This is a genomic window from Microcoleus sp. MON1_C1, assembly GCF_036701945.1.
Taxonomy (GTDB): domain Bacteria; phylum Cyanobacteriota; class Cyanobacteriia; order Cyanobacteriales; family Microcoleaceae; genus Microcoleus.
Genome location: NZ_JAUBRO010000022.1, coordinates 42,922 through 62,846 on the forward strand (window position 1 = coordinate 42,922; position 19,925 = coordinate 62,846).

At 46.1% G+C, this 19,925-nt stretch carries 19 protein-coding genes; 9 read left to right on the forward strand and 10 right to left on the reverse strand.

The genetic code is table 11. From position 1 onward, the window contains the following. Positions 1-9: 9 nt before the first annotated feature. Positions 10-546, reverse strand: a complete 537-nt coding sequence (infC, locus tag QUA62_RS14410; protein ID WP_006635262.1) for a translation initiation factor IF-3 — start codon at positions 544-546, stop codon at positions 10-12. A 416-nt stretch (positions 547-962) separates the two neighbouring features. Here infC and QUA62_RS14415 point away from each other — a divergent pair, with 416 nt between their 5' ends. The 7 genes from QUA62_RS14415 (at position 963) to QUA62_RS29375 (ending at position 8,081) form a co-directional block, all read left to right on the forward strand. Continuing rightward, complete coding sequence (locus tag QUA62_RS14415) at positions 963-1,985, forward strand: alpha/beta fold hydrolase (RefSeq protein ID WP_333404871.1); 1,023 nt, start codon at positions 963-965, stop codon at positions 1,983-1,985. A gap of 478 nt (positions 1,986-2,463) precedes the next feature. Further along, complete coding sequence (locus QUA62_RS14420; protein ID WP_333404873.1) at positions 2,464-2,865, forward strand: hypothetical protein; 402 nt, start codon at positions 2,464-2,466, stop codon at positions 2,863-2,865. Positions 2,866-3,410: 545 nt separating this feature from the next. Beyond that, entirely contained in the window at positions 3,411-5,204 is a 1,794-nt protein-coding gene (locus QUA62_RS14425) for an N-acetylmuramoyl-L-alanine amidase (RefSeq protein WP_333404875.1), read from the forward strand. A 158-nt stretch (positions 5,205-5,362) separates the two neighbouring features. Continuing rightward, positions 5,363-6,202 carry a glutamate racemase gene (gene murI / locus QUA62_RS14430; protein WP_190660417.1) on the forward strand — a complete coding sequence of 280 codons (840 nt, stop codon included), beginning with the start codon at positions 5,363-5,365 and terminating at the stop codon, positions 6,200-6,202. Between the two features lie 180 nt (positions 6,203-6,382). Next, on the forward strand, positions 6,383-6,937 hold the full coding sequence (locus tag QUA62_RS14435) for an NYN domain-containing protein (RefSeq protein ID WP_242722119.1): 555 nt from the start codon (positions 6,383-6,385) through the stop codon (positions 6,935-6,937). A 582-nt stretch (positions 6,938-7,519) separates the two neighbouring features. Beyond that, on the forward strand, positions 7,520-7,753 hold the full coding sequence (locus QUA62_RS14440; protein ID WP_333404877.1) for a DUF433 domain-containing protein: 234 nt from the start codon (positions 7,520-7,522) through the stop codon (positions 7,751-7,753). A gap of 130 nt (positions 7,754-7,883) precedes the next feature. Beyond that, positions 7,884-8,081 (forward strand): DUF5615 family PIN-like protein, encoded by a 198-nt coding sequence (locus QUA62_RS29375; protein ID WP_445299664.1) that lies wholly within the window; start codon positions 7,884-7,886, stop codon positions 8,079-8,081. A gap of 17 nt (positions 8,082-8,098) precedes the next feature. On the opposite strand, the gene QUA62_RS14445 is transcribed toward QUA62_RS29375, so the two are convergent. From QUA62_RS14445 to QUA62_RS14470, 6 genes are all read right to left on the reverse strand, one after another. Next, complete coding sequence (locus QUA62_RS14445) at positions 8,099-8,347, reverse strand: DUF4926 domain-containing protein (RefSeq protein WP_333404879.1); 249 nt, start codon at positions 8,345-8,347, stop codon at positions 8,099-8,101. An 18-nt stretch (positions 8,348-8,365) separates the two neighbouring features. Next, positions 8,366-8,722, reverse strand: coding sequence for a DUF6883 domain-containing protein (locus tag QUA62_RS14450; protein WP_333404881.1), 357 nt, complete (start codon positions 8,720-8,722; stop codon positions 8,366-8,368). 231 nt (positions 8,723-8,953) lie between these two features. Further along, positions 8,954-10,189: a DUF4365 domain-containing protein gene (locus QUA62_RS14455; protein WP_333404883.1), complete on the reverse strand. Its 1,236-nt coding sequence runs from the start codon at positions 10,187-10,189 to the stop codon at positions 8,954-8,956. Positions 10,190-10,442: 253 nt separating this feature from the next. Continuing rightward, a complete protein-coding gene (locus tag QUA62_RS14460) occupies positions 10,443-11,648 on the reverse strand; it encodes a glycosyltransferase (RefSeq protein ID WP_333404885.1) in 1,206 nt (401 codons plus the stop codon). A gap of 432 nt (positions 11,649-12,080) precedes the next feature. Further along, positions 12,081-13,712: a polysaccharide biosynthesis protein gene (locus tag QUA62_RS14465; RefSeq protein WP_333404887.1), complete on the reverse strand. Its 1,632-nt coding sequence runs from the start codon at positions 13,710-13,712 to the stop codon at positions 12,081-12,083. A gap of 568 nt (positions 13,713-14,280) precedes the next feature. Continuing rightward, positions 14,281-15,564, reverse strand: a complete 1,284-nt coding sequence (locus QUA62_RS14470) for a PilT/PilU family type 4a pilus ATPase (protein WP_333404889.1) — start codon at positions 15,562-15,564, stop codon at positions 14,281-14,283. 281 nt (positions 15,565-15,845) lie between these two features. Between QUA62_RS14470 and QUA62_RS14475 the strand changes: the two genes are divergently transcribed. Both QUA62_RS14475 and QUA62_RS14480 read left to right on the forward strand, forming a co-directional pair. Then, complete coding sequence (locus QUA62_RS14475; protein WP_333404891.1) at positions 15,846-17,015, forward strand: DUF58 domain-containing protein; 1,170 nt, start codon at positions 15,846-15,848, stop codon at positions 17,013-17,015. Between the two features lie 218 nt (positions 17,016-17,233). Then, positions 17,234-17,689 (forward strand): TerB family tellurite resistance protein, encoded by a 456-nt coding sequence (locus tag QUA62_RS14480; protein WP_333404893.1) that lies wholly within the window; start codon positions 17,234-17,236, stop codon positions 17,687-17,689. Between the two features lie 27 nt (positions 17,690-17,716). Here the strand turns inward: QUA62_RS14480 and QUA62_RS14485 are convergent, their stop codons facing one another. Genes QUA62_RS14485 through QUA62_RS14495 form a run of 3 tightly spaced genes read right to left on the reverse strand, consistent with a single transcriptional unit; the run spans position 17,717 to position 19,663 of the window. Then, on the reverse strand, positions 17,717-18,418 hold the full coding sequence (locus QUA62_RS14485) for a zinc-dependent metalloprotease family protein (protein ID WP_333404895.1): 702 nt from the start codon (positions 18,416-18,418) through the stop codon (positions 17,717-17,719). Positions 18,419-18,472: 54 nt separating this feature from the next. Further along, positions 18,473-19,075 (reverse strand): TerD family protein, encoded by a 603-nt coding sequence (locus tag QUA62_RS14490; protein ID WP_333041586.1) that lies wholly within the window; start codon positions 19,073-19,075, stop codon positions 18,473-18,475. Between the two features lie 12 nt (positions 19,076-19,087). Next, positions 19,088-19,663, reverse strand: a complete 576-nt coding sequence (locus QUA62_RS14495; protein ID WP_333404897.1) for a TerD family protein — start codon at positions 19,661-19,663, stop codon at positions 19,088-19,090. Between the last annotated feature and the right edge of the window lie 262 nt (positions 19,664-19,925).

Genomic DNA, 19,925 nt, shown 5'->3' on the forward strand with positions numbered 1-19,925 from the left:
ACTATCTATTTATACTTTCTTGGGCGACAGCAGCATCATCATACTGCGTCCTTCTTTTTTCGGGGCTTGCTGCACTTCTGCGATTTCCTGCAAATCTGTGGCCATGCGCTTGAGCAAGTCCTCTGCGAGGTTGCTGTGTTGGATTTCCCGACCTCTGAACATGATCGTGGCTTTTACTTTGTCCCCAGATTTGATAAAGCGGTCTGCTAGTTTGAGGCGCACTTGGTAGTCGTGTTCTTCAATTTTGTAGCGCATCTTCACTTCTTTAACATCGGCAGTGTGCTGCTTCCGCTTTGCTTCTCGCGCTTTCTTTTCCTGCTCGAATTTGTACTTCCCATAGTCCATTACCCGGCATACGGGCGGGTCAGCTTTGTCGCTGACAAGTACGAGATCGAGTTCTTTTTCTTCTGCGAGGCGCAGCGCTTCTGCAGGCGTCAATATCCCTAGTTGCGCGCCGTCGGTATCGATTACCCGGATTTTGGGGTATCGAATATTTTCGTTGATCTGGGGTAGGTTGCGATTTTGTCTTCTTTCAATCACAGGCATGAATGGTTTTACAAGCAGTAGTTTAATAGCGAAGCTTCTTGATAGTTACAGGTTTGATCGGTCAATATTTCACTTGGACGATCGAACTGTTTTATAAGGTGTTACCCTTACCGGACGTACTACCGCGCCCTGTCTCCCCTCCGCTAAAGCCTTGGGGAATATTTGGACGATCGTAAATGAATTCTTACAATACTTGCTATTCTACTCAGTCTGGCTGAGTTTCTGCCTAGTTTTATTTTAACTTCACACACGATCGCCTGCCCCCTTGCCCGATTGATGACAAAACCGTCAAAAATTCAGGGTAAAAGCTTAAGGATGAGGTACAACCGCTTTTCCTAGCCCATCTCGCCCGGTCTGGCAAGTCCCCCAAGTCGCCTGATTTGCCTTGTAGAATACGTATAAGCAAGTGTAAATTTATGTTGCGAGCTGAGGCAAAATTGACAAATTCTCTGCTGTGGCACCAACGGGTGGGAACTCAACGAGACTGGATGTGGCGGGGTTGGCAAACTCGCTACACTTATTTGCGGCCGACTTTGGGGCGAAATCAAGGCGCGCTCAAATCTCAAGATTCTGGGGCCCAGGCAATTGCCCCGCACGCATCGGGAACGCCGATTATTTTACTGCACGGGTTTGGAGCTTCGATCGGTCACTGGCGACAAAATCTCGCCCAACTCGCCGAAAACCAAACCGTTTACGCCTTGGATTTGTTAGGGTTTGGGGCTTCCCAAAAAGCTCCGGTCAACTACTCTGTGTCTTTGTGGGTCGATCAAGTTTATGATTTTTGGCTAACTTTTATCAGAGAGCCAGTAATATTGGCAGGAAACTCGATCGGCTCGCTGATTTGTCTGGCCGTGGCCGCGGCTCACCCGGACATGGTGGCCGGCACGGTGATGGTTAGCCTCCCAGACCCCTCTGTGCGAGCCGAAGCGGTGCCCGGATGGCTGCTTCCGGCGATCGAAGCTGTTGAAAGTTTGTTTGTTTCTCCGATCGTACTCAGGCCTTTGTTTTATTTTGCCAGCAAGCCTTCCTTTGTCCGTCGCTGGGTTGGCTTTGCCTACTCCAACCCCGAAGCTGTTACCGACGAATTAGTGGAAATTCTAGCAGGGCCAGCAGGCGATCGGGGAGCAGCCCGGGCCTTCTGCGCTTTATTTAAAGCTGTAGGCAGTTCAAAATTTTGCCCCAGTGTCAAGATTGTGATGCGAAATTTAACAATTCCCATGCTGTTAATTTGGGGCAAACAAGACCGGATGATTCCCCCTCGGTTCGCCCGACCCCACCAATTTGTCGAATGCAATCCCAATTATGTAGAGCTAGTTGAATTAGATAATGCGGGCCACTGTCCCCAGGATGAATGCCCGGAACAAGTAAATCAAGCAATTTTGAACTGGATGAGCCGGAATTTTGCACCTATGGGCGAGAGCCAATTGCAGCACTGTTGATTAGACATGGGGCCGTGGATTATTAAGGGAAAAAAATCACTTAGGGGTATCGATCCCGCTCAAAAATAAATTTGCTAGAACTCGATCGCACCCGGTGGTATGGTATAGCAGATGTGGAAGGCTATAGCGACGAAGCTGACTGGGTAAAAAGAAGTCCGAGGGAAGGCCCAATCGACCGCTTAGGTTTCAGATATTAAGAACGTCCTAACCGTCAGGGCTGTTGCTATATTACAAAACTTCCCTATATTGAGAGTCAGTCGATTTGAGGTTCGATACTGACTCCCCAGGCGCTATCTAGAGGCTTGAACTAACCTAAACCACTTGTTTGCTGTGGGCGACTCCTGCTGGAAATTAAGTCTCCGTCTTTCTGTGATGTCATGTATCTACTGTTATTGATTGCCCTTTTTTTAGAAGGTCAGAGATTGACACAATCACCAAGATAGTGTATCTTCTCTAACTGGTAGTACACATCCAAGTTATGCAGTTAGTCGAAAGGCAAGTCATTAAACCAAATCACAGGTTTTACCCAGAAGCCGATCGATTGTCTTTGCTGTCCAAAAAACTTTACAACTGCGATAACTATATCATCTACGGTCAAAACTTTTTCTCAGGTAAACAAACCAATGCTCTGGCTGTCGATCGTGCACTCAAAAACAGTCTAAAGGACAAAGCATTGCCAGCCCAAGTAACACACAAAACTCTCCCGTTACTGCTGAAAACATGGACTAGCTATCATAGTGTCAAATTGGCGGGCGCGATCGCGATCGCCCCACTAAGTTTCAAGCAGCACCGAAAATCCCTGAGTAAAAAATTCAGAAAAAAAGAGAGCAGGGGCGATATGGAGTTGTATTTAACTGTGAATCTGTTAGCAAATAATTAGCAAAAAAGATTTTTCCAAAGAATATGTCAGTTTGTCTGGGACTAACATTTGGTGGCTTTGAAAAGTTACCTAAATCTTGGAAATCCGGATTGTTCCCGGGGTAAGTTGTTAAGTTATTGAGGTAGTTTAGGAAAAGTTAGAACACAACGCAAGTGTAAAGCGGATTATAACCCTTGCCGTAACGAGCTTCGCCAACATTAAAGAGCTATGAAACCCCTCCCTGGAAGAACGGTAAAATTCTACCTTCTAACTTGTACCTTCTAACTTCAAGAAGCACCTTGTTTCTTGCTCCTAAAAATAAATACCTTCCCTTGTGCCCACAATCTTTCAGTCTGCTTATAACCGATCGCCCCCAAGTATACGGGAAAGTTCAAAAATGCCGGGATCTGGCATTTTGGAGCCTGTTAACGCATAAAAAAGTAAATTTAGCCAACAACTGACGGCCCCCGTGCCCCCGGTCTGCTGGCGGCTAACTGCTGAAAGCCGATCGGGCAAGCAGCGCCCTTCCAGCTTTTGGCAGTAACGCAAACGAGGAAAAAACTGTCGTGAAATTCCACTGGCTACTACCGAGTTTCTTAAGTGTATTTTTGCTCGCCGGAGCCGCCGAAGCAGCTAGACTGCAATCTTGGCGGTTTGATGCTTCAGAGAACCGGCTTTACATTACAACAGACGGGGGAGTACAACCCAAGGCTCAACTGATTTTCAACCCGATGCGGTTGGTAATCGACTTGCCGGGGACGAGTCTGGGTCGTCCCTCGGTCAGCAAACCGCTCTCAGGGGCGATCGAATCGGTGCGGGTAGGGCAGTTTGACAACGATACGACCAGAATTGTGGTCGAGATCAAAGACGGGTTTACTATAGACCCTCAGCAAGTAAAATTCCGGGGGATTTCTCCGACCGAGTGGACAGTGGATTTGCCAACGCCGGTGCCGGGAGAAACTCAAAATCCGATTTCAGAGCCAGGGGGAGAAAGGTTATCGGTTGAATCTTCAGCATCCCAAGCCCAGTCGGGCGAGGCGACTGTAGTTCAGAACGTTCAGGTGACGGCGGACGGTTTTTTAGTCCGAACTGCGGGCGGTCGCCCCCAAATTAATTTTCAACAAAGTCGGGCTGGGGACATCGCCACCCTCGATATTGAAGGAGCTAGTTTAGCTGCGGGCCTAAGCAGCCAACAGCCTCAAACGAACGGTCAGCACGGGGTTGACCAGATTGAAGTCCGGCAACTGCCAACAGACCCGCCCGTTACCCGCGTGACTTTGCGGATGAAGAATTCTAATACTCAGTGGCGGGCATCTGTGAGCAATTTGGGCGGGGTTGTGCTATTGCCTGGAAGTGTAGTACGACAGCCCTCGGTTTCCCGCCGCCTGACTGTAGATCCTCCGGCTAGACAAGCTCAAGGAAATTTAGCGAGAGTTCAGTCAATTGATTTAGCCAGTAACGGCACGCAACTGGTGGTGAGAACTGACCGCCAAGTCTCCTATACCAGCGGGTGGGACCAGGGGTCGAGAGCTTACTGGATTAGGATCGCCTCTAGTTCCCTGGCGGGGGAAATTCCTCAGCTCGATGCCAACAGTCCTGTATCGTTTACTGCCAGCCAAGAAGATGCGGAGACTGTGGTGATTTGGGTGCAGCCGCGATCGGGGGTAGAGGTAGGCAGGGTGACGAGACCGAACCCGCAGTTGCTGTCTTTGCAGTTGCGATCGAATGCTAGCGCGCAGCAGCCTTTGACTCGCACTCCGAATTGGCAGCCTTTGCCGAGAAGGACTTTCGGAAACGACGATTTGCCCCAAGCTTCTAACCGCCGCGCCGTAGTAGCGATCGATCCTGGTCACGGTGGCCGCGATCCGGGGGCAGTCGGGATTCAGGGCATTCAGGAGAAGGAGATTGTTTTGGATATCTCGTTTCAGGTGGCGAGGCTGCTGGAACAGCAGGGCGTGCAGGTGGTGATGACTCGGACTGACGACAGCGAAATCGACCTGGAACCGAGAGTTTCTTTGGCGGAACGGGTGAATGCTACTTTGTTTGTCAGCATTCACGCTAATGCGATTAATATGAGTCGGCCGGATATTAGCGGGATTGAGACTTATTATTTCAATAACGGCCAAGATTTGGCCAGGGTGATTCACGCCAGTATTTTGGAGGGTACAGGGGCGACTGACCGCCGAGTGCGGCAGGCGAGATTTTACGTTTTGAGGAAGACTTCTATGCCTTCTGTTTTGCTGGAGGTAGGTTTTGTGACGGGTGCTGAAGATGCTGCTAGGCTTTCTGACCCAGCTTACCGCAGTCAAATGGCGGCTTCGATCGCTCGCGGCATTTTAGTTTATCTTCAACAAAGATAATATATTGCCGGAGGGATTGGTAATTGGTAATTGGTAATTCGGCATTGGTAATGGGTAATTGGTAATTGGTAATTTTTCCTGATGACTGATGACTGATGACTGAGGGCTGATGGCTGGTGCCTGCTGACTATTGACAACCGACTATTGACAATTAACAAATGACAACAGACTCTGGACAACAAAGAATCGGTATTTTTGACAGCGGCGTGGGCGGTTTGACTGTTTTGACCCAGTTGTACCGACAATTGCCTAACGAATCGATACTTTATTTTGGAGATACGGCGAGGCTGCCTTACGGCACTCGCACGCCGTCAGAAATTGTGGAGTTTGTCCGCGAAATTATGGCCTGGTTGGTGGAACAGGATGTGAAAATGGTCATTATGGCCTGCAACACCAGTTCTGCTTTGGCGATGGAGATGGTGCAGGCTGAGTTTGATATCCCTGTGCTGGGAGTAATTCTGCCGGGGGCGCAGGCTGCGGTGCAGCAAGGCAAGCGGATCGGGGTCATCGCAACTCCTGCTACGGCTGCTAGCAATGCTTATCGAAATGCGATTTTGGAGATGGACGATTCTTGCCTGGTGTGGCAGGTTAGCTGTCCGGCTTTTGTGCCGCTGGTGGAGCAAAACCGGATTCACGACCCTTATACTTGTGAGGTGGCTCGGGAATATTTGGCTCCTTTGATTCAGCAGCGCATCGATACGCTGATTTACGGCTGCACTCATTATCCGCTGTTGGCTCCTGTGCTGCGCTCGCTTTTGCCTGCTGGGGTGACATTGATCGATCCTGCGGTACGGGTGGTGGCTGCTGCAGCCAGAGAATTGGAGCTTTTAGGGCTGCGGAATCCTGGTACTGCGCTACCGACTCGTTTTTGCGTGAGCGGCCCCCCGCAGCAGTTTGCGGAGTTGTCGGTGCAGTGGCTCGGTTGTACTCCTGCTGTTGAGAAAATATCCCTGCCGACAGTTGTACGATCGCCCGTATCGCTGGAATCTGGCGAATAAGCCGGAAAATTTATAGGTTAATCTAACCCCCCAAAACTCAGGTAAAGCTGGATCTGGGGGGTTTAATTATTGCGATGTAACCTAGCAATTACACATCAATAGGTAATATTATTGAACAAAAGCTTTGATGAACAATGCAAATAATGTCCTATACGTGCTGGATCTCTTCAGCCTTGAACCATGTCACCCTATGTATCACAAGCAGTTTTACTTGTAGACGGCTATAACATAATTGGACTTTGGCCTCGACTCCGAGAGAAGCGCGATCGCGACGAACTCGAAACAGCTCGCCGCGAGTTAATAGAGGTTTTAGTTAACTACAGCGCTGTTCAAGATTTTGAGGCTCGACTGGTGTTTGACGCGCACTATCGAGATACTCCCGGCGTTAAAGAAATTATTACTAAAAATTTATCGGTGCACTACACTGACTTCGGTCAGACAGCAGATACTTATATTGAAAAATCTTGTGCTAGTTTGCGCTACGAGTTGCGATCGGTCAAGGGCAAAGGCCGCATGATTGTCGCCACATCAGACCGAGCGCAGCAGTTGACCGTAGTCGGCTACGGTGCCGAATGGATGTCCGCCGAACAACTAGCGGCTGACGTAGAATCCACCGCCCGCCGCAGCGAGCGCCAGCACAAATCCCGCAAACACAATTCCAGTCGCTTTCTCGCCAATTCCCTCGATCCAGAATCCCAGCAGCGCCTCGCCAAGTTGAGAATGGGGCTGCATTAGCTGCTGAAACCCGCTCGCTGTCTGACAAAAAAAAAGTTTGTCAAAGGCCTTGCCAAATCGAGTAAGTTCAGCTATTGTTAGTAATTGTGGGTAACAAAAACCCCCAATCCTCGGTAGCTCAGTGGCAGAGCGGTCGGCTGTAATGAATGCAAGCCTTTGGAATCAACCAAAAGCTCCAGTGACATAGCAGCTCTATCCGGTAACGGGTACTGAAAAATCGGGTGAATTCAAGGAAACCGCAGCACTTCGGGTGGCGGCAATCTTGAGCCAAGTCTGGCGAAAGGCAGCGGTTGCGATCGCAAGTAGCCAGGAAGGTGCAGAGACTAGAGATGAGGAGCCTAACCAATAAATCTCATAGCGCCCGACATCCGACGACAGATCACAAACATGATTTGTAGGGATGATGAAATAGTCCGCGCCCTTCGGAAACGTTGGGATAAGTGTAACCGATTGGTCGTAGGTTCAAATCCTACCCGGGGAGTTAGTAAAAGTCTGAAGTTGGAATTTTCCAGCTTCAGATTTTTTGTTTTTATTTTCAGATATGTTTTTCTATAATGTAGATCCAAACACTTTACGTGTATCATGAGCTATCGCGACATCATCACCATAGAGCCGGATAAGCAGCGAGGTCGCAAGCCCTGCATTCGTCGGATGCGGATTACTGTTTACGATGTTCTTGGCTGGCTGGCTTCGGGAATTTCTCTTACTGAGATTATTGACGACTTCCCAGAACTGACAGAAACAGACATTAGAGCCTGTCTAGAGTTTGTGGCCGATCGCGATCGTCGTTTAGTTGCTTCGGTGAGTGTTGGTTGAAACTCCTATTCGATCAAATCTGAGCCGAAAATTAGTTACTCGCTTGGCTGATATTTTCCCTAATGCTAGTCATGTTTAGTTGCATGGGTTAGCAGAGAAAACAGATACAGAAATCTGGGATTTTGCTAAGTTGAACCATTTCTGTATTGTGACTCAAGATGCAGACTTTACCGAAAGAAGTCGGCTGTATAGTTCTCCACCGAAAGTAGTGTGGTTAAGATGTGGAAACCCACCCACCAATCAAGTTGAAACTCTGATCCGCTCTGGACAAGAAGCTATTCAAGAGCTTTTAAGTAATTCTAGCATTTACTGCTTAGAGCTTCATTGATTCAAGAGTAGTCCTGCTTACGCTGTAACTATCTCAGGCTTGATATCAGGTGATGCTGGCTGGAAGTGCAACACCATGATTTTCTCTCTTGGCAATCCGAGAGATTCATAAGTGCGTCCGTTGCGATCGCTAAATTCAACCTCAAACGCTGCACCATCAGCCAACAGTTCAACCACTGTCCTAACTTGTCCGCGCCGCAGGTTGTATTCAGGAAGGTCAACAGTTAAGCCAACAACATCTAGCAATTTGACTGTATTCTTTGCCACTCTTATCACCTCCAGGCACTATAGAGGGTAGCAGGTTGTTAATCTCGGAATCTCTGAATCATGCTCAATAATCCAGTTACTCCGAAGGGTTGGACTTCTATTTTGCCATTGAATCGAGAAATCTAGTATGTAGCGTTGTCCCAACTCATCTGGCCTTCCTAACTCAGCTTCGTTAGTTGGAATGACTTCAACCAAAATCTGGCGCAATTCCTCACCATTGTCAGCCGTCATTCCAACAATTGACGAGAAAAGCCGTGCTTTGTGCTTGCCATCGTCGTGTGCTGGATTGAGGCAGTAGCCACGCAGTTTACGAATGTCAACGACCGCATTCTCTGCATTAGGAATAAGCATAGAAAAGATGATCGCAAAACTCACTTATTACCTGAAAACTGCGAACCAGAGGACTGCTGGGCGAGCGCAAAACTGACAGATATCACCGAAACTACGTGCCTCAACCATCGGTGAAATGTAGCCCAACCGAACAATTGAGCGGCTGCAAACAACCTTTACAACAGCACCAATATCTATCGGCAGTCAGCTCAGACCGGGTTGTTAGCTAGCTTCGCCACCAACGGATTTATTGGCAATCGAAGTCTTTTTGTATTATCAGTGAATCTTCTCAAGTTCAAATTCTAGTCGAAGCAGTTCTTTTTGATAATTCTTAATAGCTTGACCTACCAAATAGTTTCTATTACTTCTTTCCCAGATTTCTAGCCCTTTCTCAGAAAAAGGCAAGACGATGTTGTGTGCAAAAGCCATCACGCCTTGAAAGCGTTGACTCAAATCACTACATTCAGTTGGGGCTGAACCGATACGATCCACCTGAAGATATAACTTTTCTATCTCTGGATATAGTTGTGACATACGATCTAGATAATTAGCTTCAATTAGCTGCTTCCGATTGAACATATCTGTGAATTCGATCGTTTTATCAACAATAAGTTTTGTGTTACTCAAGATGCAATTCATAGAATCTAGATAGGCTTCCTTCGTTACTTTAAACGAATCAAAAATAGTCGCAAGCTCTCCATAGCTTTTGTTCCAGTCAATAACAATTTCATCATCAATCTGTTCACCATCTAGCTTTGTAGGTAAAAATTTGGGAGATAATTTTTTACTAATCCACTCAGTTCTACAAATCCAGTTTGCAGAACTCACATCATCTAGAGAAAGATACAAGAATAGCCAAATTACTTGAGCTTCTTTTCCTTTCCAGTGTAGTTTTACCTCGTTGTTTCTATAATATTCGCTAGATTTTAGTTCAGCAGTAATTTTTCTGACAATTTCTATCATATCGGGTTTTGCATATTCCTTGCTTAGAAGAATGTTTGCAGAATATCTTTTTGCCCCACCATGACTAAGATCCCGAAATGAAAGGATTGTGTAACCATTAGTCGCAGTAAGTTTTCTACTAAACTCTTGAATTTTTTTAAGCGATAGAATATTGATCTGCTGTTCAAAAGGGATAATAAGTTTCCATGCCTTATTGGTCTTCTGGACATTACTACTATTAACTGCCTGCCAATAAGCAATTTCTTCCTCATCATCATATAAAACAACCATGACAGGTAATGAGTGTTCCTGCCAGTATTCTAGATGCTCTGTCTTGCCACGAAAAACAAAGCCTTCAGTGGTTTTCTCCTTAAACCAACTTTTCCCAGATTTGATCTGAAGTGCAATTAATTTACCTGTTGCTGTATTACTCTCAACCACTTCAACGTGAGCATCGATACCATAGTCTTCTATAGGTTGCTCACGAAAGATCCAACCTAATTTCTCAAAGAGTAAGTTTGTTCCGGCAACACCAATTCTTCCAGTACGAGAGTTTGAATCAGCTTTCATAATTGTATCGCAGAGCCGGTATAATACTTTGTTTAACCTAAAACTACCGCAAATTTATCATCTATGTCAACCTTCTTACTCCCCGTGGGAATCTCCTTTTGTGGATCAAGTTCGGCACACCATCCCACTCAAACACATGAGTCGTGGCACTCAAAAAAGTTACTTATATTACATATTATGGGTCGTAAGGTGCGTCAGAAACTAGATTTTTGAGTTGACTCTCAACTATCTGACTGACGCACCCTACCGAATACTAAACATCGCGTTCTGTCCGCACCCATTTAGTTTGCCGCTTCAGGATAAAACCTAGATACAAAGGGATTTTCCAAAGGATGTAAAAAGGTACGGATAAAAGAGTTGAGCCAGAAATATTGGCACGCCCGAATTTTGCCCAAGCGCTGACAATTGAAAGTAAAATTAGCAGTCCTTGTACTGCTAAAATGACAGCGGGAATTGGGGATGTTCCCAAAATTGCTGCTAGTAAGGAGACGGCAAAAGCAGCTAGCCAGATAGCGACTAAAAGCGATAGGGGAGGGACGGATAAGTCGAGGGCGATCGCCAATAAGTCAAAACGTTTTTGCTGTAAAGAAGCTGCTGTCAGCCGGGGAGTTTGAGTTAACAATGTCTGTATGTGACCGTGTTCCCATCTGGTTCTTTGACTTTTAGCTGCTTGCTGCTGCTGTGGCAAACACCCGGTGACGTTTGCTTCGGGGCAGAATACTGTTGGGTGTCCGGCGATCGCCAAATCCAAACTCATCTGCATATCTTCAACAATATTGCTGCTAGCTAGGGAAACCGATCGAATTATCGACCAGGGAAAAGCCATGCCAGTACCCGTTAGTAATGATGGGAATCCTAACTTTTTTAATCCGCTGGGACGAACTAAGTTTTTCACGAGAAATGCTAAAGCAGAAATGGAATCTTTAGGAGTAGGATTTGGTGGCTGTTCCATGAGATAAGTTGCTTGCACTGGTCTTTGTTCGGCAACTGCAACCCGGGCTAATTTTTCTATAGAGTCGGGCTGACAGATGCAGTCTGCGTCAACCATGATGACTACTTCGGGGGGGTCTGATTCGATCGACTGCAAGCCAAAATCCAGTGCGTATCCTTTGCCCTTGCGTTGTGTGTCTTGTCGCTCGATCGCACTTGCACCGCAGTTACGGGCGATTTCTGCCGTGGCGTCCGTGCAGTTGTCAGCAATCACTAACAGGCGGTCTTGAGGTGTTAGCTGCGGCAATATGGTGGAGATGGTGGCGGCAATTCCTGCTGCTTCGTTGTAAGCGGGAATTAAAACTGCTACTTTGGGGCGGGGTGCTTTAGTTTCGGCTGTCTCGCCCTGGCGGGACAAGAAAGCTGCACTGCATTCTAGAAATAGAACTGCAACGGGAATTAGAAGGATCAGGGCGATCGCCAATAGCACAACATCAATCAATAGGAACGGTAGCTGATTTATTTCCACAATATCTAGTACCTTAATTTAATTTGTTGCGTTCGTTCATTTCATGTAATAAAATTGCACCTGTAATAACTCAGCGAGCAAGCCTATCTTAAGTATCATATCATCTCCGGTAAAAGAACCGTTATAACCTTTGTAGTGATGAATTCATTTATAAAACTATTAGGACTGGCGTCCTCACTACCAATTAATTGAAGCGCGGTTATTGGAGCAGACATAATATAATATTATCTCCTGTCGATTCTGACAATCTTAAGTAAATAAATTTAATTAAACTCAACCACCTCCCGACTGGACAAACCAGGTTTCTTTTAGAAACCTGGTTTCTGCGTTTGCTATTTTTAATCAACTAAACACTTAGTCGATGTTGAATTCATTCATCCCCTGTGGGTGGGCACTCAGGAAGCCATCTCCCAACTCAAAACTATGTTCAAGCTAAGCTGCATCGGGGATAGCAACAGGTTCAGATTTTTTGGTGGTGAACTGTGCGGGGGGTGCAAATTCTCTGAGATATCTCGACAGCGATCGCAAATATCCCACTTCTGCTTGAATCACATCCAGGGTAGAAAGACTCTCAACTAAGTCATCAAACTCATCTGCCGTAACTCCAGCACTGTGCAATACTTCTTGGCTAAGCCGCCCGCAGATTCCTTGCAGGAGGAGTTGGATAATCTCGCTATAGTCAGCGATTTCCGTTCCGTAACCTTGCAATTTCTTGGGATTGATTCCCCATTGCAAAATCTTCAACAACTCTTCAGGGGCACTCCACGCAAAAGAGGAAGCAATCACTTCTTTTTCCGCTGCGACAAGAGCGTGCTTGATTTGCACCTCGGGGAAATCTGGATCGATGATTAAGCTTTCCAGCTTCGACACTTGTTTATCTAAGACGGGCAAAGAAAAAGGAGCTAATTCAACACTCACCATGTCGCCCGTATCGTTAACACTTCTAAAAGGATCTTCCAAAACATTAATTAAGAGGTGAATGTCTGTAGGCTTTTTCCAGTCAAATTGTCCAAGAAAAAAGGGTTCTTCATATCCCGGCAAAAGTCCTTGAAAATAAATCGGCAGATTTTTGCCTGATTCAAGAATTTTATAAAGAGCTACTTCCAAAGTTTCTGTCGGCCACCCGAGATTACTTACGGCAACAAATTTCAGTTTTCCGGGAACGGACACAACCAGAGAATTCAGCAATAAATGTACGGCTTCAAAAAGATTTTGAGCAGTTACGTAGCGGTGGGGAGCGTGAACGTTGACAGTTTTACCTTGCTCTACTTTTTTGGACATTTGCTCGCAGAACAAGCTATTTTCCAACATATGAGTAAAGCGAACCATCCCGTAAGTGACATCTCCTTCTTGAGCTGCTTTGGCAAATTGCCATTCGGCAAACTTCTTCGAGGCGGCGTAAACTTCGGTTGTAAAATATCGAGATGTTTTGCCTGTGGAAGAGAAGATGCAGTGTTCTACGCCGTATTCTTCGCAGAGTTGGATGACGTGTTTACATCCTAACAGGCTGGTTGTAACTGTTTCTCGGATTTTGATTTCAGCGAGTCCGGGTTGGCGTTGAGCTGCTAGGTGAAAAACAATTTCTGGTTTTTCTACCTCAAATATGTGTTTTAGCGCCTCGAAGTTGCGAATGTCGGCGGCATAGAAAGTGACTGCACCTTCTCTGTTAAAAAGCGGGAGATTTTCTTCGGGGTTTTGACATCGGGCATTGTCTGCGGAAATGATTTTAGTTGCGCCTAATTCGAGGAGTTTTTCGATTAAGAAACGACCGACACATCCTTCTCCACCGGTGATGAGGATGGTTTTTCCTTTGATTTGGCTGCTGACTGCGGATGCGTATAGGTGAATAGTGCGATCGCGCACGTCGCTAAAAGGTTCGCTTTCTAATTGTCCGTCGGCTTGATAGGCTGCGATTAGCTGTGCGGTGAGAGTTTTTAAGGTCGCGAGGATTTCAGGATCTTGCGGTTCCGGGGAACCCGGGGGAACTAGCTGCTGGATGCGCTCAATTATTTCCGCTTTGCTGGCACCTTCAAAAACTTCTCTTTGGTTAAATGCACTCTTCACTTTTTTTGCTCCTTTAAATTCTAGAAATACTTTTGCTGATAAGCGACTTGTTAAACAAATTTTCGAGGGGCCGAATCTTTAAAAGTCTGCTTGGTTTTAGAATTTTTTAGACAGAAAGCTACTTAATCGGAAAGAGACGCGATCTGCTCTGCTTGTAGTTTTATTAAGCGCTTTTTTAACCTGCTTACTTCTGCCATCGGCAAATATCGGCCAAGTCCGAATGTTCTCTGTCCAAAATTTGTCACTACAACTATATACTTAAATTGCTGATTGTTGGCAATACTCGGAACATATCTTTACTATTTCTTTGCAATCACCTGCGAGTTTTCACGCAATTTTAAAGTTTATGTAAAGTAGGGTCTACGTTTAAAAAATTTAACAATACAGTCGATATTGATTATAGCATTTTACTCTTTAATTAAAATGTATTATTTGTTACTAAATACAGTTGACTTTTAAGTAAAAATACGCAGAAAAGCCCCGAGCAAAATATTTCCGTCTGCTAAAAATCTTGTTACTTGAGGGGTGGGGTAGTCCTGCTGTGCCTACCCCTGTATGTGTGCTACTACTAGGCGCGAACAATGCGTTCTTTTTTGCTGCCTTCAAAGCCACGAGCGTCCCCAACATCGTAGCCTCCTGTTCGCAAGCGACGGTCTAAATCGCTGGCTTCGGGAGAAGTTTTGGCGGCTTCTTCGATCGTCACTCTGCCTTCAAGCACCAGTTTGTAAAGACCCTGGTTGATAATCTGCATTCCTTCGTAAGTATCATGTTCCATTAATCGCAAAGCTTCATCATCCGCACCTTTCATCAAGTAATCGTGCATGGCAGGTGTATTCACCAAAATATCGTGAACTGCTACCCGACGGTTGTCAACTGTGGGCAGCAAAAGTTGGGCAATTACCGCTACTAAAGAATCGCAAATTTGAATCCGCATCGCCTGTTGTTCCTCGGGCGGGTAGAGGTTCAACAATCGGTTAATAGCGTTAATGGCACTGCGAGTGTGGAGAGTTCCCAATACTAAGTGACCTGTTTGAGCTGCTTGCAACGCTGTATTGATGGTAACGCGATCGCGCATTTCCCCGATTAGAATTACATCGGGATCTTCACGCAAAACTGCGCGCAAAGCCTGCTGAAACTCGTGGGTATGCAAGCCGACTTCCCGCTGGCTGACCAAGCATTTTTTAGAGGGATGAATGAATTCGATCGGGTCTTCAATTGTAACTACGTGCTTTTGCTCCATCTGATTGAGGTGGTCGATCATCGCAGCTACGGTTGTCGATTTCCCCGAACCTGTAGGCCCAGTAACCAATATTAATCCCTGCGATCGCAAAATGATACTTTTGAAAACTTCTGGCAACCTCAAGGAATCGATAGTAGGTATTTCCAAACTAATCAACCGCAATACCATCGCACCGCCGCTGAGGGAATCAAAACAGTTTAGCCGACACCGCACGAAGCCAGGGTAAAAAATTGCTGAATCTAATTCCTTGGTAGTTGCAAACTGTTTTCGCTGTTCGGGGGTGAGAATTTCAGCTAGGTAATGTTCAAAAATTTCTGGCGTTACTTTAGGGTGGGTGGTTGCTACTTGCATCACGCCGCGAATCCGAAATCGAGGTACTTGGCCGACTCGAATGTGAATGTCGGAAGCTCCTGCGCTATGGGCATCTCTGACCATTTGTTCGATCGTACTGACGGGTGTCTCAACAGAAGACCGCTGCTGGGCCGGAGGGGGCGCACTCGGCGCGGGTGCAGGAGGCGGCGCGGGAGTTGCAGCCAAGGGCGGGGGCGGGGGCGGTGTGCGGCGGGCTTGAGCCTCTGGTCGAAGGGGTGTACGATTGTTTAATGGGTTCATTTTTTTGTCTCCAGTCAGTCTATTTTAGATTTTAGATTTTAGATTTTAGATTTTCTCCACAGATTAATCTGGGAGCAGGAACTAGAGTCTAAAATTTGGGGATCGACCCTGACCGAGTGTCGGGGGCTTGTATCCTTTTTTGGGCGGGGTCTATGTGATTTATTGCGAAAAAATGCCCGATTTCTAATCTTATCGCTCGCAGCTAATTCGGTGTTAAATGCTGAGAATATTTTACAATTAGGCTTGATAGGACGATCGAGTAATTAACAATTTAAACTCCTATGAACATCGGTCACAAAATCGCCGACTGGCTCGAAAATCGTGCTGTTACCCCTGCCTACGCAGGTTGGCTGCTGTCGGGGATGACGGTTTTCTTTTTTGGGTCGGCGACTAATACAATGTCTGGGTGGCTGTACGTGCTCAGCGGTGGGGGTTTGGCGCTGTTGGGAGTAGCGGCGGTTTTGCCTGGAAAATCGCTCCGTTCCTTGGAAGTCCGTCGCCGCCCGATCGAACCGGTGAGTGCGGGCGATCAAATCACCGTCGAACTAGAAATCGAAAATCGCGCCCGCCAACCTAAGACTCTGTTGCAAGTGCTAGACATCTTGCCGTTTGTATTGGGAGAACCTGTCGTCCGCCCGATCGAAGTCATAGAGCCTAACAGTATATACAGGGATACATACTATCTAGAAGTCCGGCAGCGCGGGGTCTATCGGTGGCAAGAGGTAAACTTGAGGACGGCGGCACCTTTAGGGTTGTTTTGGTGCCGGCGCAGCCGCCCAGTCAAAGCGGTGGCGGTTGTGTATCCACAAGTTTTGCCGTTGAGCACTTGTCCTTTGATCGATCGCATCGGTCAAGAAGACAGCCCACAATTTTACAATCGCAGTCGATCGCAAACTGCTACCGAAGGCCTCACCCGCAACCTGAGACCTTACCGCCACGGAGACCCCACCCGCCTGATTCACTGGCGCACCAGCGCCCGCTACGGAGAACTGCGGGTGAGAGAGTTAGAAGTTGCAGCCGGCGGTCAAGAAATTATTATTGCTCTCGACAGCGCTGCGGCGTGGCAGCCAGAAGAATTTGAACGAGCCGTGACTGTAGCTGCGTCTCTTTACTTCTATGCTAGCAAGCGCCTGTTAAACGTCAAACTTTGGACGGCCGGGACTGGACTCGTTTCGGGGAACCGGGTAGTTTTGGAAACTTTAGCGGCGGTTAATGCTGGGGAAGATGCGGTTGAGAATCGGCCGAAACTGCCGATAATTTGGCTGACTCAAAACTCTGCAACTTTAAGCACTCTTTCCCTAGGCAGCCGCTGGGTACTCTGGCCGTTGGCAACTGCTGAAACAGGCGAAAAAATGTTAGTCAAACAGGAGTTACCTGGTTTAGAAATTCGCTCCGACCGACCCTTAGAACTTCAGTTACAAGATCCTCTGGAAAGAGCGATTAGTTATTAAGTAAGATAGGCCACGAAAAAACCTGTGAAAGAGCGATTAGTTATGAATATTGACTTGATTAATCTAAAACCTCAAGAACCATGATACACTACAGGAGTGTAATTGATAAAGTTAAGGATCTTACGGGGTCTGGCAATTGCTTGGCAAGTTAAGAGCAGCTTAGATTACTGTGGCTCCGGTCATAAACATCATATCTCATTCACCAAACAGGATAAAAAATGACTTTCTGGGAGAAATTAAAGCAGAACGTATCACAAATCAATGATTCTCTGCAAACCAATATTTCCAAGTTTAAAAATAATGATTTTGCTGATGCCTCAATGGCAATATGTGCATTGATTGCGGCTGCTGATGGCACTATCAATACCGAGGAAAGACAAAAAACGGCGACTCTAATAATTTCCAATAAAACACTCCAAATTTTTCCGGCGTCGGAGTTAAAGCAAAAATTTGATTTTTATTGTGAGAAGCTCTCACAAGACTTCGATTTTGGTAAAATTGAGGCTATCCAAGCGATAGGGAAACTTAATAAAAAACTAGATCAAGGTCGTGCAGTCATCCAAATTGGCATTATTATCGGTGGTGCAGATGGTAATTTTGACAAAGATGAAAAGAAGGTTGTCAAAGAAGCTTGCCATGCTGTAGGCATTAATCCTGGGGAATTCGACCTCTAAATTCAGCTATTTCCTGGTTCGGGCCAATCAATTATTCAAGGCTTTATATCTGCGAATAGCATTGTTCATTGAGTTTATTTGCTCTGCATGAAATGAGGGAGGCATTAAGCTATGAACAGTATGAACCAGTCCATTGTGCATGACATCGGTCGGAAGTGCAGAATGATCGAGTCCTAGTGTATGTCCTATTTCATGGGCAATGGTATTTGCAATTAAGTTAGATAGTTGATTGACACTAAGGCTGGCATTGTAGGAAGCATAGAATACTTGGTCAATCCGAATAATCGCCCGATCTGTAACCATTCCCGACTTGAAGCTAGCCACGCCGAGATAGTCAACCGGCTGGTTGTCCGCGAATATATAAACATGGGTAAAGTCTTCGCCCCATTCTTTGGGATCGGGGGAATCAGAGGTCAAAAATACTTTGATGCTTCTAAATGCGCCGTAGAGTTTGGAGAAGGCGTCCATCAGTAGGGAAAAGATCGCTTCTTTATTTTCGGGTGCGACATCCATTCCTGATACATCTATCCAAATACAACGGCGAAAATCGCTATCATTATCAATTAGAACTTTTCCACAGGAAGGGCAAAACTCCCACTGAGGCTGGATACGGGAACGACAGCCGTGACAGCGGAGTTTGGGGGTTTTAGTCAGGTTTAGGCGTTGAGAGAGGGGGAGTTTTAGCTTGCGATTGTGTTTGGTTAAGTCGAGGCGATCGTACAGAGACATTGATTCTGTGTCTGATTCCAAGAAGTAAGGAGCATCTATGTACCGAAGGAGTTGTTAAGCATAGGTTTTCACAAGTTCCTGCAACCCATTAACCTTCACACCGTTACCGATCGCCGCCATTTTCCACTCATCATTATGCTTGTAGATTTCTGCCATGAGCATCCCCGTCATGCCTTTGTATTCAGAACCTGATAGGTTATATTTTGCGAGTTCTTGATTATTAGACGTATTAACCAAACGCACAAACGCATTTTGAACTTGTCCGAAGTCTTGCTTGCGTGCAATGCAATCGTAAATGTTAACTGTAAAAACCAGTTTGACAATTTGCGAGGGAATTCGAGATAAATCGACGAGAATTTGCTCGTCATCTCCCTCTCCCGCTCCAGTCAGATTATCACCTAGATGCGTAATAGCTCCTGAACGGTGGGAGAGATTGCCAAAATAAACGATATTGGTCATATCATTCACTTTGTCATTTCGATCTAAACAAATCACTGAGGCATCCAAGTCATAATCTGGAGCACTGCTAAAAGCCCCAAACAAACCTCCACCGGAGCGTTTCGCCACATCCCAGCCTAATCCGCAGATCAGTTTTGTTAGCCCTGGCGCTTCTTTGGAAAGCGAAATGCGCTGTCCTTTTTGTAGGTTAATTCCCATGTGTTTTACCTTTTAGCTATAGCGATCGAGTAATGCTTGTAAACCACCTTGATAGCCGGCTCCCACTGCATTGAGACGCCACTCACCGTCTTTCCGGTAAAGTTCAGCCATGATCAGTGCTGTCTCTATGGAATAATCTTCTACAAGGTCATAGCGAACAGCTTCCTGTTGTGTATGGGCATTAACGATCCGCACGAAGGCATTTTGCACCTGACCAAAATTTTGACGGCGTTGCTGTGCTTCATGGATGGTTACAGTTACAAGAATTTTTTGGACATCATTAGGCACTTTTTTGAGGTTGATTTTGATAACTTCATCATCCCCCTCGCCGGCCCCCGTGAGATTATCTCCCATGTGCTGCACGGATTTGTCTGGATCTGGACTTGTGAGATTGTTATAAAAAATGAAGTGATTGTCAGAAATTAATTTTTCATTAGCACCTAATAGGAACAATGATGAGTCTAGGTCAAAGTCAGAACCCGTGTCTGTAGCTTTAACGTCCCATCCCAGTCCTATGAATACTTCTGAGAGACCGGGTGAAACTTTCTCAAGCGATACCCGTTGTCCTTTGGTCAGAGATACTGCCATGATTCAATCTTCCTCTTTATTAGAAGTGGTTATGGAGGGAGGCGCGGACTGGAAAACTTTATTAAGTTTTTGCTGGAAATAGTTGTAGAATTTTTAATCTTAAATAAAAGAATATTAGCTAACTGTGCCGATGTCAATAGGGATTACAACTCTTAATTATTTTTTGGGTGTGAGTACAAAGCAATCATGCCCTGCCTCCCACAGTTGTGTAATCTCAGCTTGGGTTATTGTGCTTGTGTATTTTGACAAACTCTCGGAACTT